General features: G+C 72.0%; 13 protein-coding genes. 10 read left to right on the forward strand and 3 right to left on the reverse strand.

The window, feature by feature from the left end; translation table 11 throughout:
• The first annotated feature begins 38 nt into the window (after positions 1-38).
• Positions 39-455, forward strand: a complete 417-nt coding sequence (locus M1L60_RS42190) for a GNAT family N-acetyltransferase (protein WP_253243225.1) — start codon at positions 39-41, stop codon at positions 453-455.
• Here M1L60_RS42190 and trpS read toward each other — a convergent pair.
• Positions 444-1,406, reverse strand: a complete 963-nt coding sequence (gene trpS / locus M1L60_RS42195) for a tryptophan--tRNA ligase (protein ID WP_253243226.1) — start codon at positions 1,404-1,406, stop codon at positions 444-446. The two genes, M1L60_RS42190 and trpS, sit on opposite strands and share 12 nt — an antisense overlap.
• 179 nt (positions 1,407-1,585) lie before the next feature.
• Between trpS and pepN the strand changes: the two genes are divergently transcribed.
• Genes pepN through M1L60_RS42225 form a run of 6 tightly spaced genes read left to right on the forward strand, consistent with a single transcriptional unit; the run spans position 1,586 to position 7,142 of the window.
• Positions 1,586-4,075, forward strand: a complete 2,490-nt coding sequence (gene pepN, locus M1L60_RS42200; RefSeq protein WP_253243227.1) for an aminopeptidase N — start codon at positions 1,586-1,588, stop codon at positions 4,073-4,075.
• Positions 4,076-4,132: 57 nt separating this feature from the next.
• Positions 4,133-4,738 carry a nicotinate-nucleotide adenylyltransferase gene (gene nadD, locus M1L60_RS42205; RefSeq protein ID WP_253243228.1) on the forward strand — a complete coding sequence of 202 codons (606 nt, stop codon included), beginning with the start codon at positions 4,133-4,135 and terminating at the stop codon, positions 4,736-4,738.
• A gap of 40 nt (positions 4,739-4,778) precedes the next feature.
• Positions 4,779-5,168 carry a ribosome silencing factor gene (rsfS, locus tag M1L60_RS42210; protein WP_253243229.1) on the forward strand — a complete coding sequence of 130 codons (390 nt, stop codon included), beginning with the start codon at positions 4,779-4,781 and terminating at the stop codon, positions 5,166-5,168.
• The gene (locus M1L60_RS42215; RefSeq protein ID WP_253243230.1) at positions 5,165-5,794 is read left to right on the forward strand and encodes a histidine phosphatase family protein; all 630 of its coding nucleotides are present in this window, start codon (positions 5,165-5,167) and stop codon (positions 5,792-5,794) included. The genes rsfS and M1L60_RS42215 overlap by 4 nt, the downstream gene beginning before the upstream one ends.
• Positions 5,795-5,836: 42 nt before the next feature.
• Positions 5,837-6,259 (forward strand): hypothetical protein, encoded by a 423-nt coding sequence (locus M1L60_RS42220; RefSeq protein ID WP_253243231.1) that lies wholly within the window; start codon positions 5,837-5,839, stop codon positions 6,257-6,259.
• Between the two features lie 37 nt (positions 6,260-6,296).
• Positions 6,297-7,142 carry a DegV family protein gene (locus M1L60_RS42225; RefSeq protein ID WP_253243232.1) on the forward strand — a complete coding sequence of 282 codons (846 nt, stop codon included), beginning with the start codon at positions 6,297-6,299 and terminating at the stop codon, positions 7,140-7,142.
• Here the strand turns inward: M1L60_RS42225 and M1L60_RS42230 are convergent.
• Both M1L60_RS42230 and M1L60_RS42235 read right to left on the reverse strand, forming a co-directional pair.
• On the reverse strand, positions 7,139-8,149 hold the full coding sequence (locus M1L60_RS42230; protein ID WP_253243233.1) for a DUF1444 domain-containing protein: 1,011 nt from the start codon (positions 8,147-8,149) through the stop codon (positions 7,139-7,141). The genes M1L60_RS42225 and M1L60_RS42230 overlap by 4 nt on opposite strands.
• A gap of 5 nt (positions 8,150-8,154) precedes the next feature.
• Positions 8,155-8,922: a putative protein N(5)-glutamine methyltransferase gene (locus tag M1L60_RS42235; RefSeq protein WP_253243234.1), complete on the reverse strand. Its 768-nt coding sequence runs from the start codon at positions 8,920-8,922 to the stop codon at positions 8,155-8,157.
• Positions 8,923-10,008: 1,086 nt separating this feature from the next.
• On the opposite strand from M1L60_RS42235, the gene M1L60_RS42240 reads away from it, so the two are divergent.
• From M1L60_RS42240 to M1L60_RS42250, 3 genes are all read left to right on the forward strand, one after another.
• The gene (locus M1L60_RS42240) at positions 10,009-10,767 is read left to right on the forward strand and encodes a ComEA family DNA-binding protein (protein ID WP_438862215.1); all 759 of its coding nucleotides are present in this window, start codon (positions 10,009-10,011) and stop codon (positions 10,765-10,767) included.
• A 191-nt stretch (positions 10,768-10,958) separates the two neighbouring features.
• Positions 10,959-13,310 carry a ComEC/Rec2 family competence protein gene (locus M1L60_RS42245; protein ID WP_253243276.1) on the forward strand — a complete coding sequence of 784 codons (2,352 nt, stop codon included), beginning with the start codon at positions 10,959-10,961 and terminating at the stop codon, positions 13,308-13,310.
• A 21-nt stretch (positions 13,311-13,331) separates the two neighbouring features.
• On the forward strand, positions 13,332-13,880 hold the full coding sequence (locus tag M1L60_RS42250) for a GNAT family N-acetyltransferase (protein WP_253243235.1): 549 nt from the start codon (positions 13,332-13,334) through the stop codon (positions 13,878-13,880).
• Positions 13,881-13,913 lie beyond the last annotated feature (33 nt).

Genomic DNA, 13,913 nt, shown 5'->3' on the forward strand with positions numbered 1-13,913 from the left:
GCAACCCTGCGGCAAGGGTGGTCGCCTAGGGTCACGACGTGCTGATCGAAGCCAGGCCCGCCCTGGACCCCGAGCTGGCCGCCCTCGTCGCGGCCCAGCGGCACGAGGGCGGCCAGGTCTTCGCGCCGGACGACCGCGCCGCGTACTTCGTGGCGGTGGTCGACGGCCGGGCCGTGGCCTGCGGCGCGTGGCAGCCCCTGCCCGAGGTCGGTGTGGCCGAGATCAAGCGGATGTACGTGCGCCCGGCCTTCCGCGGCCGCGGTATCGCCCGCCAGATGATCGTCACCCTCGAGGAGGAGGCGCTCGTCGCGGGCCGGCCGGTGATCCGGCTGACCACCGGGGTCACCTCGCCCGCGGCGATCGCCCTCTACCGCACTTCGGGGTACGAACGCGTCCCGCTCTGCGAACCAGCCATGTACTGCTACGAGAAGCGGCTGATCGCCTCAGTCCAGTAGGCCCAGGGCGGTCCGGGCGCGCCGCACGGTCTCGGCCGCCCGGGGCTGCACCCGGGCCCGGCCGTCGGCCAGGATCTTGCGTACGTGACCCGGGTCTTCCGACAGCTCGGCGTAACGCGCCCGGATCGGCCCCAGCACCGCCTCGACCGCATCGGTGACCTCCCGTTTCAGCGCGCCGTAGGACGTGAGCGGACCCGGCTCCCGGTCCGCGCAGGCACGCAGGATCGCCAGCAGGTTGGTGACCCCGGGCTGGTTCCCGGCGTCGTCGCGCACGACGCCGACCGTGTCGGTGACCGCCCGGGTGATGGTCCGCCGGATCACCTCGGGCGGGTCGAGCAGCCCGATCCGGCCCGCCGCCGAGGGCGCGCTCTTGCTCATCTTGCGGGCCGGGTCGGAGAGATCCATGATCCGCGCGGCGTTCTCGGGCCGGATGCCCTCGGGCACCGTGAAGGTCTCGCCGTAGCGCGCGTTGAACCTGGTCGCGACGGTGCGGGCGAGCTCGAGATGCTGGTTCTGGTCGTCACCCACGGGCACCTGATCGATGTCGTGGACGAGGATGTCGGCCGCCATCAGCACGGGGTAAGTGAGCAGGCTGAGCCGTACGCCTTTGTTGCCTGCGGATTTTTCCTTGAACTGGATCATGCGGGCGGCCTCGCCGTAGCCGGTCGCGCTCTCGAGCAGGTAGTGCAGTTCGGCGTGCTCGGGCACCTGGGAGTTGGCGATGATCGCGGTGCGCTCCGGGTCGACGCCGGCCGCGAGCAGCACGGTCGCCACCTGCAGGGTGTTCGCCCGTAATTGTTGCGGGTCGTGTTCCACGGTGAGGGCGTGCAGGTCGGCGATCATGGCGATCGAGGGTCTGTCCTGGGCGGCCACCAGCGGGCGCATGGCGCCGATCAGGTTGCCGAGGTGCAGGTGGCCGGTCGGCTGGAAGCCGGTGAGGCGGCGGGTCATGGTGGGTCCTTCCGGGTCGGGACCGCCCTGACCCGGACATGACAACGGCCGCCCGGGCAGGGGCGGCCGCAAGAGGAATGCGCGTGGGAGAGCCGCCCGTCAGGGCAGCCACCAACCGAGGTTCGCGAAGCGCATGGGCCCACGATAGCAGCGGAGGACCCGTACCGGATGATGGTCGAATGCCGAGCCTGACCCGCGCCGAGGCTACCGCCCGGGCCGCCACCGTCGATGTCCGCGAATACGAGGTCGACCTTGACCTGACCGCCGAGGGCGACACCTTCGGTTCCCGAACGGTGGTGCGCTTCGACGCCCAGGAAGGCGCCTCGACGTTTCTCGAGTTCGAGCCGGTGAGCGTGGTCAAGATGACGCTGAACGGCTCGCCGCTGCCCGACTCGGTGCTGGCCGGTGGCCGGCTGCTGCTGACCGACCTGGCCGGCGCCAACGAGCTGGCCGTCGAAGCCGTCATGCGCTACTCGAACACCGGCGAGGGCCTGCACAAGTACGTCGACCCGGCGGACGGCTCGATCTACATCTACCAGCACATGTTCATCAACAACGCGGGCCGGATCCTGCCCGCGTTCGACCAGCCCGACCTCAAGGCCTCGTTCCGGATCAGCGTGACCGCGCCGGCGAGCTGGCGGGTCGCGGCCAACGGGCCCCTGCTGTCCGGGGTCGGCGGGCGCTGGGAGTTCGCGGCCACCAAGCCGATCTCGACCTACCTGTGCTCGCTCATCGCCGGGCCGTACCACGAGGTCTCCGACTCGCACGACGGCATCCCGCTGGCCCTGTACGCCCGGGCCGCGCTGGCCGGCGCGCTCGAGGCCGAGGCGGCCGAGATCTTCGAGGTCACCAAGCAGTGCTTCGACCGCTACCACGAGATCTTCGACATCAGGTACCCGTTCGGCCACTACCAGCAGGCGTTCGCCCCCGAGTTCAACTTCGGCGCGATGGAGTACCCGGGCCTGGTCGTCTTCCGTGACGAGTTCATCTACCGCTCGGCGGTGACCGAGAGCGAGCGCGAGCACCGGGCCAACGTGATCGCCCACGAGATGGCCCACATGTGGTTCGGCGACCTGGTCACCATGGCCTGGTGGGACGACCTGTGGCTGAACGAGTCGTTCGCCGAGTACATGGGCACCCGGATCGCGGCCGAGGCCACCCGCTTCGAGGGCACGTGGACGACCTTCGCCATGCAGCGCAAGGCGTGGGGCCTGCGCGCCGACCAGCACCCGTCGACCCATCCGGTGGCCCCGGCCGAGGTCACCGACACCGACCAGGCGCTGCTGAACTTCGACGGCATCTCGTACGCCAAGGGCGCGGCCGTGCTGCGGCAGCTGGTCGCCTTCGTGGGCGACGAGGCGTTCCGGGCCGGCGTCAACGCGCACTTCGCGGCGCACGCCTACGGCAACGCGACGCTGGCCGACCTGCTCGGGGCGCTGTCGGCGGCCAGTGGGCGCGACCTCACCGCCTGGGCCGACGTCTGGCTGCGACAGGCTCAGGTCAACACGCTCCGTACCTCGTTCGTCCGGGACGGGTCCGCGTACGCCTCGGTGGTCATCGAGCAGACCGCGCCCGACGCGTATCCCACGCTGCGCCCGCACCGGCTCGGGATCGGTCTGTGGGACCGCGCCGGCGGTTCTCTCGTGCGGCGCAAGTTGATCGAGGTCGAGGTGGACGCCACCGGCCGTACCGAGGTGCCCGAGCTCGTCGGTGAGCCGGTGGCCGACCTGCTGCTGCTCAACGACGGTGACCTCACGTACGCCAAGATCCGGCTGGACGAGGCGTCGACCGCCGCCGTCCCGTCCGTGCTCCCGCTGATCGGCGACTCGCTGGCCCGCGCCGTGCTGTGGGCGGCCACGCTGGACGCCGTGGTCGACGGCGAGCGCCCGGTGGCCGAGCTGGTCACGCTGGCCCTGGCCGCGCTGCCGGTGGAGTCCGAGGTGGTGATCGTCGAGGACGTGCTGCGGGCCACCCGCAGCCTGGTCGACCGCTACTCCACCCCGGAGACCCGCCCGGCCGCCCTCGAACTGGTCGCGCAGGCCGCCGACCGGCTGCTCGCCGTGTCCGAGCCGGGTGGCTCGCGCCAGCTGGCCGCGGCCCGCGGGCTGATCGGGGCCACCGTCGACACCGCCCGCCTGCACGACTGGCTGGCCGGCGAGAACGTGCCGGCCGGTCTGCCGGTCGACGCCGACCTGCGCTGGCTGATCGTTTATCGCCTGGCCGTGCTGGGTGCGGCCGGCCTCGACGTGATCGACGCCGAGTTCGAGCGTGACCGCAGCGCCACCGGCGAGCAGTGGGCCGCCCGCTGCCGGGCCGCCCGGCCCGACGCCGAGGCCAAGGCGCAGGCCTGGGCCGCGATCATCGGGGACGCCGCGCTCTCGAACCGGCTGGTCGAGATGACCGCGTCCGGGTTCTGGCAGGCCGAGCAGCTCGACCTGGTGCGCGACTACGTGCCGCGGTACTTCGCCGAGATGCCGGCCATGATGCGGTTGCGCAGCGGGATGAGCGCCGAGCGCACGGCGGCGGCGGCCTACCCGGGGCTGGTGGTCGAGCCGCGTACGCGGGACCTGGCCGCGGCCCTGCTGGCCGACGACGACCTGGACCCGATCCTGCGCCGCGTGGTCCTGGACGCCGACGACGACCTTCGACGGGCACTTGCCGCCCGTTGATCCCGTCCGACCACCCCGCCCACCACCCCTGACCGGAAAGAGATCTAGCCTTTGGGGATGGCAGGTCGGCGCATCGGGATCATGGGTGGGACGTTCGATCCCATCCACCACGGTCACTTGGTGGCGGCGAGCGAGGTGCAGGCCCGGTTCGACCTGGACGAGGTCGTCTTCGTGCCCACCGGCTCGCCGTACGAGAAGGGGCGGGTCTCGCCGGCTGAGGACCGCTACCTGATGACGGTGATCGCCACCGCCTCCAATCCCCGCTTCCACGTGAGCCGGGCCGACATCGACCGCGACGGTCCCACGTACACCATCGACACCCTGCGTGACATGCGCGCGGTCTTCGGCGCTGACGCCTCGCTGTTCTTCATCACCGGGGCGGACGCGCTGAACCGCATCCTGAGCTGGAAGGACGCGCTCGAGATGCTGGCCGCCGCGCATTTCGTGGGCGTCACCCGGCCCGGCTTCGAGCTCACCGACGACCACCTGCCCGACCACAGCGTCACGCTGGTCGAGGTGCCGGCCATGGCGATCTCGTCCACCGCCTGCCGCGACCGGGTGGCGGCCGGCGAACCCGTCTGGTATCTGGTGCCCGACGGTGTCGTGCAATACATCAACAAGCGGGGCCTCTATCGGGGGTCGGGAAATGTCACACCGGTGTGAGACGCTTGACCGACCAGATTCTCAGACCGAGAGGACTCTCTTGCCCGTCAGCGAACGCGCTCTTGAACTGGCGATGACGGCCGCGCAGGCCGCCGCCGACAAGAAGGCGCAAGACATCGTCGTGATCGATGTCGGCGACCAGCTCTACATCACCGACGCCTTCCTGATCGCTTCCGCGTCCAACGAACGTCAGGTCGCCGCGGTCGTCGACGCCGTCGAAGAGGCCCTGCTCAACCTGCCCGAGAAGGCCAAGCCCGTGCGCCGCGAGGGCGAACGCCAGGGGCGGTGGGTGCTGCTCGACTACGTCGACATCGTCGTCCACATCCAGCACGCCGAGGAACGCGAGTTCTACGCCCTCGACAAGCTCTGGAAGGACTGCCCGACGATCCCGTTCGTGGATCGCGACATGGTCGACGCCGAAGCCTCGTGACCCGCCTGATCGTCTGGCGCCACGGCAACACCGACTGGAACGCGGGCGGCCGCGTCCAGGGGCAGACCGACGTGCCCCTCAACGACCTCGGCCGCCAGCAGGCTGTCGATGCCGCCGAGCTCCTGGTCAAGCTGAAACCCGACGCCATCGTGGCCAGCGACCTGCGCCGGGCGGCCGACACCGCGGCCGCACTGGCCGCGCTGACCGGCCGGTCGGTGGGCCACGACCAGCGGCTGCGCGAGCGTTACTTCGGCGCCTGGCAGGGCCACACCATGACCGAGGTCGCCGCGCTCTTCCCCGACCAGCATGCCCGCTGGCAGGCCGGGCAGGAGGTCGGCGGCGACGTCGAGTCCCTCGACGACATGGGCAAGCGCATGGCCGAGGCCCTGCTCGACGCGGCCGCTCTCGCCCCGCCCGGCGGCACGGTCGTGGTCGCGACGCACGGCGCGGTCGCCCGTCAGGGCGTCGGTCACCTGCTGGGCTGGCGTCTCGAGCAGTTGCGCACCCTGCGGGCCCTGCAGAACTGCCACTGGATCGAGCTGACCCGCGACGACAAACGGGGCTGGCAGCTCGCGGCGTACAACGTCGGCCCGTTCAGCGAACGCCCGGTGCCGCCGCCGGTCTGATCGCCTCGGGAACCGTCGATGATCCGGTACCGTCCAACCATCATGATGGTGACCCGGATCGTTCCCGCCCTGCTGCTCCTCGTGCTCGCCGCCGGCTGCGCCAACAACGCGACCGACTCCGGCGCCGCGGCACCGGTGGCCTCGCCCGCCCCATCCGCCTCGGACGTGGTCGACCTGCCCCTGCCCACGGCCAAGACCAGTGGCCCGGTGGGCGAGCCGACGTCCGGGCGCCCGGTGGCCGGCGGTCAGACGATCACCGGCACGGTGACCGCCGGCGTCGAGCCCAACTGCCTGCTGCTCAGCGATGACAAGGGCTCCCACCTGCTGATCTTCGACGACCCGGCGATGCGGGCCGACGCGGCCGTGGGCAGCAAGGTCAAGATCGTCGGCAACGCCCAGCCCAACATGATGTCGACCTGCCAGCAGGGCGTGCCGTTCATCGTCGTCTCGGTCGAGAAGGGCTGATTCACCAGGGCCGGGGCCGATCGGTTACCGTGCCCGCATGCCCGTCGCGGTCGTCACCGACTCCACCGCGTACCTGCCCGCCGAACTCAGCGGCTCGTATGACCTCACCGTTGTTCCCCTCACGGTCGTCATCAACGGTGACGAGGGGCTCGAAGGGCTCGAGGTCCAGCCGGCCGAGGTGGCGCGGGCGCTGGGTGGGCGGCGCGCATCGGTCAGCACCTCACGGCCCGCGCCGTCGCAGTTCGCGGCGGCCTACCAGCGACTTCTCGACGCCGGGGCCGACGGCATCGTCTCGATCCACATCTCGGCCAAGCTGTCCGGCACTTTCGAGGCAGCCGGTCTGGCCGCGCTCGAACTGGGGCCGAAGGTCGAGGTGGTCGACAGCGGGACGACCGGCATGGGGCTGGGGTTCGCGGCCCTGGCAGCGGCGGCTGCGGCCCGCGAAGGGCAAGACCTGGATTCCGTACGGCGGGTGGCGGTCGACCACGTGTCGCGGGTGAGCACGCTGTTCTACGTCGACACGCTCGAGTTCCTGCGCCGCGGCGGCCGGATCGGGGCGGCGTCGGCGCTGGTCGGCACGGCCCTGTCGGTCAAGCCGATCCTGCACGTGGCCGACGGCACGATCGTGGTCAAGGACAGGGTGCGGACGGCCGGGCGGGCGCTGGCCAAACTCGTCGACCTGGCCGTGGAGGCGGCCGGGGACGGGGAGGTCGACATCGCCGTACACCATCTGGAACAGCCGGATCGGGCGGCGGCGCTGGCTGACGCGATCGCGATGCGCCTGGGCGACCGGCTGCGCGACTGTTACCTGACCGAGGTCGGCGCTGTGGTCACCGCGCACGTGGGGCCAGGGCTGGCCGGCGTGGTCGTGCACCGGCGCTAGCCGCGCTGCCACCGGATCGGGTTGAGGCCGGCCACGGGCTCCAGGCGGGGGGCGAGTTCGGGCCAGGGGAGCGTACGGTCGCCGATGATCACCTCGTCGGCCGTGGGGAGCAGGGACTTCTCGTCCCAGACGGCCCGGGTGCGCCAGCCGGTGGCGTCGTCGCCCACCACCTCGAGCTCGGCGGCGGGCTCGGTGAGATGGGTGGCCTGCCGGGCGTACTCCTGCACGGCGAGGATGGCCTGGGCCCGCTGAACCACGTGGTGCAGGGGATGCTCGGGGCCGGCGGTGTAGGGCACGGTGCAGCCGTCGGGATCACTGACGTACGCCATGGGGGTGATCGGCCGGGCCGAGCGCGCGTAGAGCTCCTCGGCCTGGGCGAACAGGGCCCGCAGGTGGGGGCTGCCGGCCGAGGTGACCAGCAGGGTGCCGCGCTCGGGGGCGAACGCCAGCGGCGGGCCGTCGACCTGGGGCGCTAGGCGTTCCAACCAGTGCTCGAGCAGCAGGTGGGAGCTCCAGTACGCGTCGCCGTTGTCGACGAAACGGACGACCTCGGTGGGCGCGCTCTTGAGGGTGGCGCCCGACAGGTTGGCCCGGGCCGCGGCGAAGACCTCGTCCGGGCGTACGGCCCAGGTCTTGATCTGTTCGTCGGTCACGTAGGTCATCGCCTCGGGGTGGTCGATGACGACGTACTCGAAGAGGTGGGGCAGGGCGGGGCGGCTCAGCGGGGCGCCCGGGGTGGTGCCGCGCAGGACGGGCCGGAGCAGTGGCCGGGCCAGCTGCCAGGTCGGCGGGATCGGGTCGGTGGTCAGGCCGCACAGGTAGGTCTTGACCTGTTTGCGGCTTTGGGTGAGCAGGGGAGTCAGGTCGACTATGGAAGGTTCCTGCTCGGCATTTGGTGCGAATCGGACGGAGAAGGCCCGCGCGTCGTACCGTACGGCCTTGAAGCCGGCCTTGCGCAGCTGCCGGACCACCTGGGTGGCCAGCCTGACCCGCGCGAACCTTCGCATCGTCTCTAGACCTTCCGGGCCCTGATCACTCGGGCATCGAGATCTTCGTCCCAGATCACCTCGCCGTCCAGACCCGAATCGTGCAGGGCCTCGAGCGCCGGCGATTCCTGGGCCTCGGTGATCTCGGAGAGCAGGATGCCGGTGTCGGAGAGCCATCTGGGAGCGCTCCCGGCGACGCGGCGAAAGATATCAAGCCCGTCGGGGCCGCCGTCGAGGGCCATGCGGGGTTCGTGATCGCGGGCCTCGGGCGGCAGGAAAGGGATGTGGGCGGTGGCTACGTAGGGGACGTTGGCCAGCAGGACGTCGATCCGCTGTTCGAGATCGCGGGGGAGCGGCGCGAAGAGGTCGCCCTGGTGGACGTGGGGGACGCCGTTGTCGCGGGCGCAGGCAGTGGCGGTGGGGTCGAGGTCGGCGGCGTGCAGCTCGACGGCGGGGTGGCGGCGAAGAACGGCCAGGCCGAGGGCGCCGGAGCCGCAGCAGAGATCGAGTACGACCTCGGGGTGGTGGGTGACGGCCAGCTCCACCAGTAGGTGGCTGCGGACTCGGGGGACAAAAACGCCGGGGCGCAGGCGTACGCGGAGACCGGCGAAATCAGCGTGGCCGACCACCTGCTCCAGGGGTTCGCCGGTGGCGCGGCGGTCGACCAGAGCGTGGAGGCCGGCGTCGTCGGGGGCGGCCTCGCGCAGGACGGCGGCCTCCTCCTCGGCGAAGACGCAGCCGGCTGCCCGCAGCTGGATTATGGCTGTGGCCAGGGCATTCTCGGTCGTCGTCACGCTCATCCCATATCACAGGTCGGTGGGGCCGCCGGGTTATCCACAATGTCCGGCTGTCCACAGGGGTGGGGTCGGTCGGGCCGGGATTTCCCTAACGTGCGGGGCGTGCGAGAGCGGAAGGCAACCGATGATGCCGTGGCCCGGAGGCTTCGGTCGGTGCTGGGCGGCCCGGGTGCTCCATCCTTGCCTACGCCTGCCAGCCCCGGGACCGGGGCGTCCGGGCCTGTGCTGCCTGATGCTGATCCCAGGTCCGTTCGGCCAGGGGCTGACGCTTCGGAACCCTTGTCGTCTCGGGGTGCGTCTGACGGTGGCGCTTCCAGAGTTCTTCCATCCGACGCCGTTCCTTTCGCGGTTGTCTCTGGGGCTGACGGCGACGGGCTGGCCGAACTGGCCGAGGTGCGGGAGCCGTTGCAGTGGTCCGACATCATCTCGGGCTGGCCCGACGACGTAAACCTGGAGGCGGCGCCCAGCGCCGTATTTCACCCAGCCCGACCAGACCCGCTTCCAGCTGCTGCTGAGCCGGTTCCTGCGTCCGTGGCGGAGGAATACCGGCCGGGGACGCCGTGGGCCACGCCACCGGCTTCGCGCCATCCCGCGACCCCGCCCGCCGAGCCGCGGGTGATCCCGGCCGCCTCGGAGCGCGCCGAGGCGTTACCGGCCGCGATGCCCCAAGGGCCTGACCTGGCGGTTGATCATGTTGAGTCGGCGGGGCCGGTCGCGGTGGGTGCGGGTGTTGTGTCGCCGCCGCCGGTTGTTGTCGCCGTCCGGGGCGGGACGGGGGCCTATCCCGTGCTCGGGGGTGGCGATCTTCGGAACTCGCACTTGGGAGACCTGATGCCTGAGTCGGAGCCGTTCGGCAGCCCCGGCGACGTGCGTTCGCCTGCACCGGCGGACCGTCGGATGCCACCGGCCGCGCCCGCGGAGCGTCGGATGCCGCTGGACGACTGGACGCCGTCGGGGAGCTTTTACGCGCCCGGCCATCCACTCCACCGCTCTGCTGCTGGGGACTTGGCGGAACCGGCTGGGCCTTATGGCGCTTCTGGTGGTCCGCAGCGACGACCTGCCTCTGAGGATCCTGCGGATCAGTTGTCGCCGGGGAGCTACACGTTTGACCCGGCGGCGGAGCGGTTCCAGGCCGGCGACACCGACGAGGGTGAGGGGCTGACCGGGGCGGGTGCTTTCGGGGGCCAGGACGGTGGTGGTCGCCGCTTCGGGATGGGTGCCTTCGATCCTGGTCGGCGCGGTGTGCGGGCCCTGGCTGCGGTGGCGGGCGTGGTGATCCTGATCGCGGCCGTGCTGGCCTGGCGGGCCCGGCCGCAGGTTGATCCGGTCGCGCCGCCTCCGCTCGGGGTCGTCGAGTCGGAGGGCGGCGAGGCCCCGCCCGTCGGCGTCCGTGGATCGGCCTCCGCGGCCACCGAAGTGGTCGTGGCCGTGGGCGGCAAGGTCCGCAAGCCGGGTCTCGTCCGGCTGGCGCCGGGCGCTCGGGTGGCCGACGCCCTGACCGCGGCGGGCGGCGCGGAACCCGGCGTCGACGTGGCCGTCCTCAACCTCGCCCGCAAGGTGGTCGACGGTGAGCTCATCATGGTCGGCGTGACCCCGCCTCCGGGCGCGGTGCCGCCCGCCGGGCCCGGTGCGCCCGCTCCCGGCCCGGGCGCACCGGTCAACCTCAACACGGCCACGCTCGCCGACCTGGACGGGTTGCCCGGCGTCGGCCCGGTGCTGGCCCAGCGCATTCTCGACGCCCGGGACGCCCAGGGCGGCTTCCGCGCGGTCAGCGACCTCCGCAAGGTCGACGGCATCGGCGACGCCCGCTACGAACAACTCAAAGACCTGGTGACGGTGTGACCACCCACCCCAAAGGTCGCGACCGACCCGGCCCGGGTACCGGCGAGCGGGCGGTCCCTGGCGTGGTCACCTCCCATCCCGACGTGCGCGATGCGGGTGGCTCGGGGAGCGGTGGTCGTGGGGACGCTGCTGGGCGGGGCTTTGCGGGTGTGGTGGATCTGCGGCTGGCTGGGTTTGCCGTGGCGGTGTGGATGTCGGCGCTGGCGGCCCTCTATCTGTCGGCTCGGGTTGGGCTGGTGGTTGGTGCGAGTGCGTTGGTGCTCGCGGCGGTACTGGTCGGGGTCGGCCGCCGGGCGCGTAGAGCGGGGTCCAGGGTCGGGTGGGGTCGGGCTGGGCGGCGGGTGCGAGGTGCGGGGTCGGGGGTGGGGTGGGTTCGGGCTGGGCGGTGGGTGGGGGTCGCTGTTTTGTTGGGGGTGGCCTGTGGGGCGGTGGCTACGGCGGCGCGGGTGAGTGTGCGGGAAGCCGGTGAGTTGGTCGCTCTGGTCGAGGCGGGGGATCCGGTGTGGATGCGGATGGTGGTTCGCGACGATCCTCGGGCCGCTCGGGGGGTGGTGGGGCGGCCGCCGACGTACATCGTGGCGGTTGATCTCGAGGCGGTGCGGGCCGAAGGGACGCCGGGACTTCGGCTGTCGGCGCGGGCGCTCGTGCTGGGTAGCGATCCGGGATGGCGGGGGCTTCTGCCGGGGCAGCGGGTGACGGCCCAGGGGAAGTTGCTGCCTCCCCGGGGCGGGGACCTGCGGGCCGTGGTGGCCTCCGTGCGGCAGGCGCCGACGCTGGTCGGGCAGCCGTCGTGGGCCCAGCGGGGAGCGGGTGTGTTGCGGGCGGGACTTCAGCGAGCCTGCGAGCCGTTGCCCGATCGGCCCGGCGGACTGCTGCCGGGGCTGGTGGTGGGCGACACCAGCCGACTTGACCCGGCTCTTGAGGAAGATTTTCGAACGACCGGAATGACCCATTTGAATGCGGTTTCTGGGGCCAACGTGGCGATCTTGCTGGGCGTCGTGCTCTTCGCCGTGCGGCGGACGCGGGCCGGGCCGGTGGTCACTGCGGTGATCTGTGCGGTGGCGCTCGTCGGGTTCGTCATTCTTGCGCGGCCGTCGCCGAGTGTGGTCCGGGCGGCCGCGATGGGGGCGATCGGGTTGATCGGGCTGGCCTCGGGGCGCCGGCGGGCGGCGCTGCCCGCACTGGCGGCGGGGGTGGCGGTGCTGATCGTGGTCGACCCGGAGCTGGCGTCCGATGTCGGCTTCGCGCTGTCGGTGCTGGCCACCTCGGGGTTGTTGCTGCTGGCACCGGTCTGGCGGGACGGGCTGCGCCGCCGGGGCTGTCCGGCCGGGTTGGCCGAGGCGCTCGCGGTGCCCGCGGCGGCCCAGGTGGCGTGCGGGCCGGTGGTCGCGGGACTCTCCGGCACGATCAGCGTTGTTGCCATTCCTGCCAATCTTCTTGCTGTCCCGGCAATTGCTCCGGCGACGCTGTTCGGGGTCACGGCGGCGGTCGTCTCGCCGGTCTGGCCCGCGGGGGCCGAGTTCGCGGCCTGGCTCGGGCACTGGCCGGCGCAGTGGCTGGTGCTGATCGCGACCTACGGCGCGCGGGTGCCGGCCGGAGCGTTGCCGTGGCCGGGTGGGCTGATCGGGGCGCTGCTGCTCGCGGTGATCACCGTCGGCCTGCTGATCGCCACGCGCCGGCCGCTGATCCGGAAGCTGGTCACGGTGGTGGCGCTCGGCGGGGTGCTGGGCGCGTTGCCCGTACGGCTGCTGGCCTCGGGCTGGCCGCCGCCGGGCTGGCTCGTGGTCGCGTGCGCGGTGGGCCAGGGCGACGCGATCGTGTTACCGGCCGGGGCGGGGCGCGCGGTGGTCGTCGACGCCGGTCCCGAGCCGAACCCGGTCGATCATTGCCTGCGGCGCCTCGGCGTACGCCAGATCGTGTTGTTCGTGGTCAGCCATTTCCACGCCGATCACATCGGGGGTGTGTCGGGCGTGTTCCGGGGCCGGGACCTGCGTGGGGTGGTCGGCCCGGACTGGCCCGAGCCACCCGCCGGGCGGGCCGCGGTCGCCGAGGCTGCGGGGCGGGTGCCTCTGCACGCGGTGCGCGCCGGATGGACGTACGCGGTGGGTGATCTTCGGCTGACGGTGCTCGGGCCGGTGGAGCCACTGCGGGGCACCAACTCCGACCCCAACAACAACTCGCTCGTGCTGCGGGCCGAAGTGGACGGCCGGACGATCCTGCTGCCCGGCGACGCCGAGACCGAGGAGCAGGAGGACATGCTCGACCACCTGGGCGCGGGCGCCGTGCGGGCCGACGTGCTGAAGGTGTCGCACCACGGGTCGAGTTACCAGTCGCCGCGGTTCATCGACGAGATCCGGCCGTCGGTGGCGTTGGTGTCGGTCGGGTCGGGCAACGACTACGGGCACCCGAACGGGCCGCTCCTGGCGCGGTTGGCCCGGGGTGGTGCGCGCGTTCTGCGTACGGATCAATCGGGTGACCTGGCCGCGGTGACCGCGAGGGGAGGGTTGGCGGTGGTCGCGCGCGGGGATCCGCCGGCGCCCTGAGCGGTGGCGCACAATGCCGGGGTGGAGCGAGAAGTGATCACCGCTGGTGAGATTCGTCTGCGGCCGTTCGAGGAAGCGGACATTCCCTGGGTGTACGAGGTGTCGCTGGATCCGCTCGTGCAGAAGTACCTGCAGATCCCCGTTCCGTACCACCGGAGCGATGCTGAGTTCTTCGTCCGCCGGATGTGTGTGGCGGGGTGGGACGCCGGTCAGCGGGCCGAGTTCGTCGTCGAGCCGGCCGGTGCGGGGGAGCGGCTCGGGCGCGTCGGGCTCGGGCTGGACGGGAGCGGGGCGGGGCAGGTCGGGTACTGGATGGATCCGGCGGCGCGCGGGCGTGGGGTGGCCACAGCGGCGGTGCGGGCGTTGTGCGGGTGGGCGTTCGGGACGCTCGGGCTGGGGCTGGTCGAATGGCGGGCCGAGGTGGGCAACACGGCGTCGCGCCGGGTGGCCGAGAAGTCCGGGTTCACCGTCGAGGGCGTGCTGCGGCAGCGGCTCGTGCACCGGGGCGTCCGCGTGGACGCCTGGGTCGGGTCGATGCTTCCGTCCGAGGCGCCGCAGTTGACGGAATGATCATGCGACGCGGTTCCGCCCGGGCTCCGGGGC

Source organism: Paractinoplanes aksuensis (assembly GCF_024137025.1).
GTDB classification, from domain to species: Bacteria; Actinomycetota; Actinomycetes; order Mycobacteriales; family Micromonosporaceae; genus Actinoplanes; species Actinoplanes aksuensis.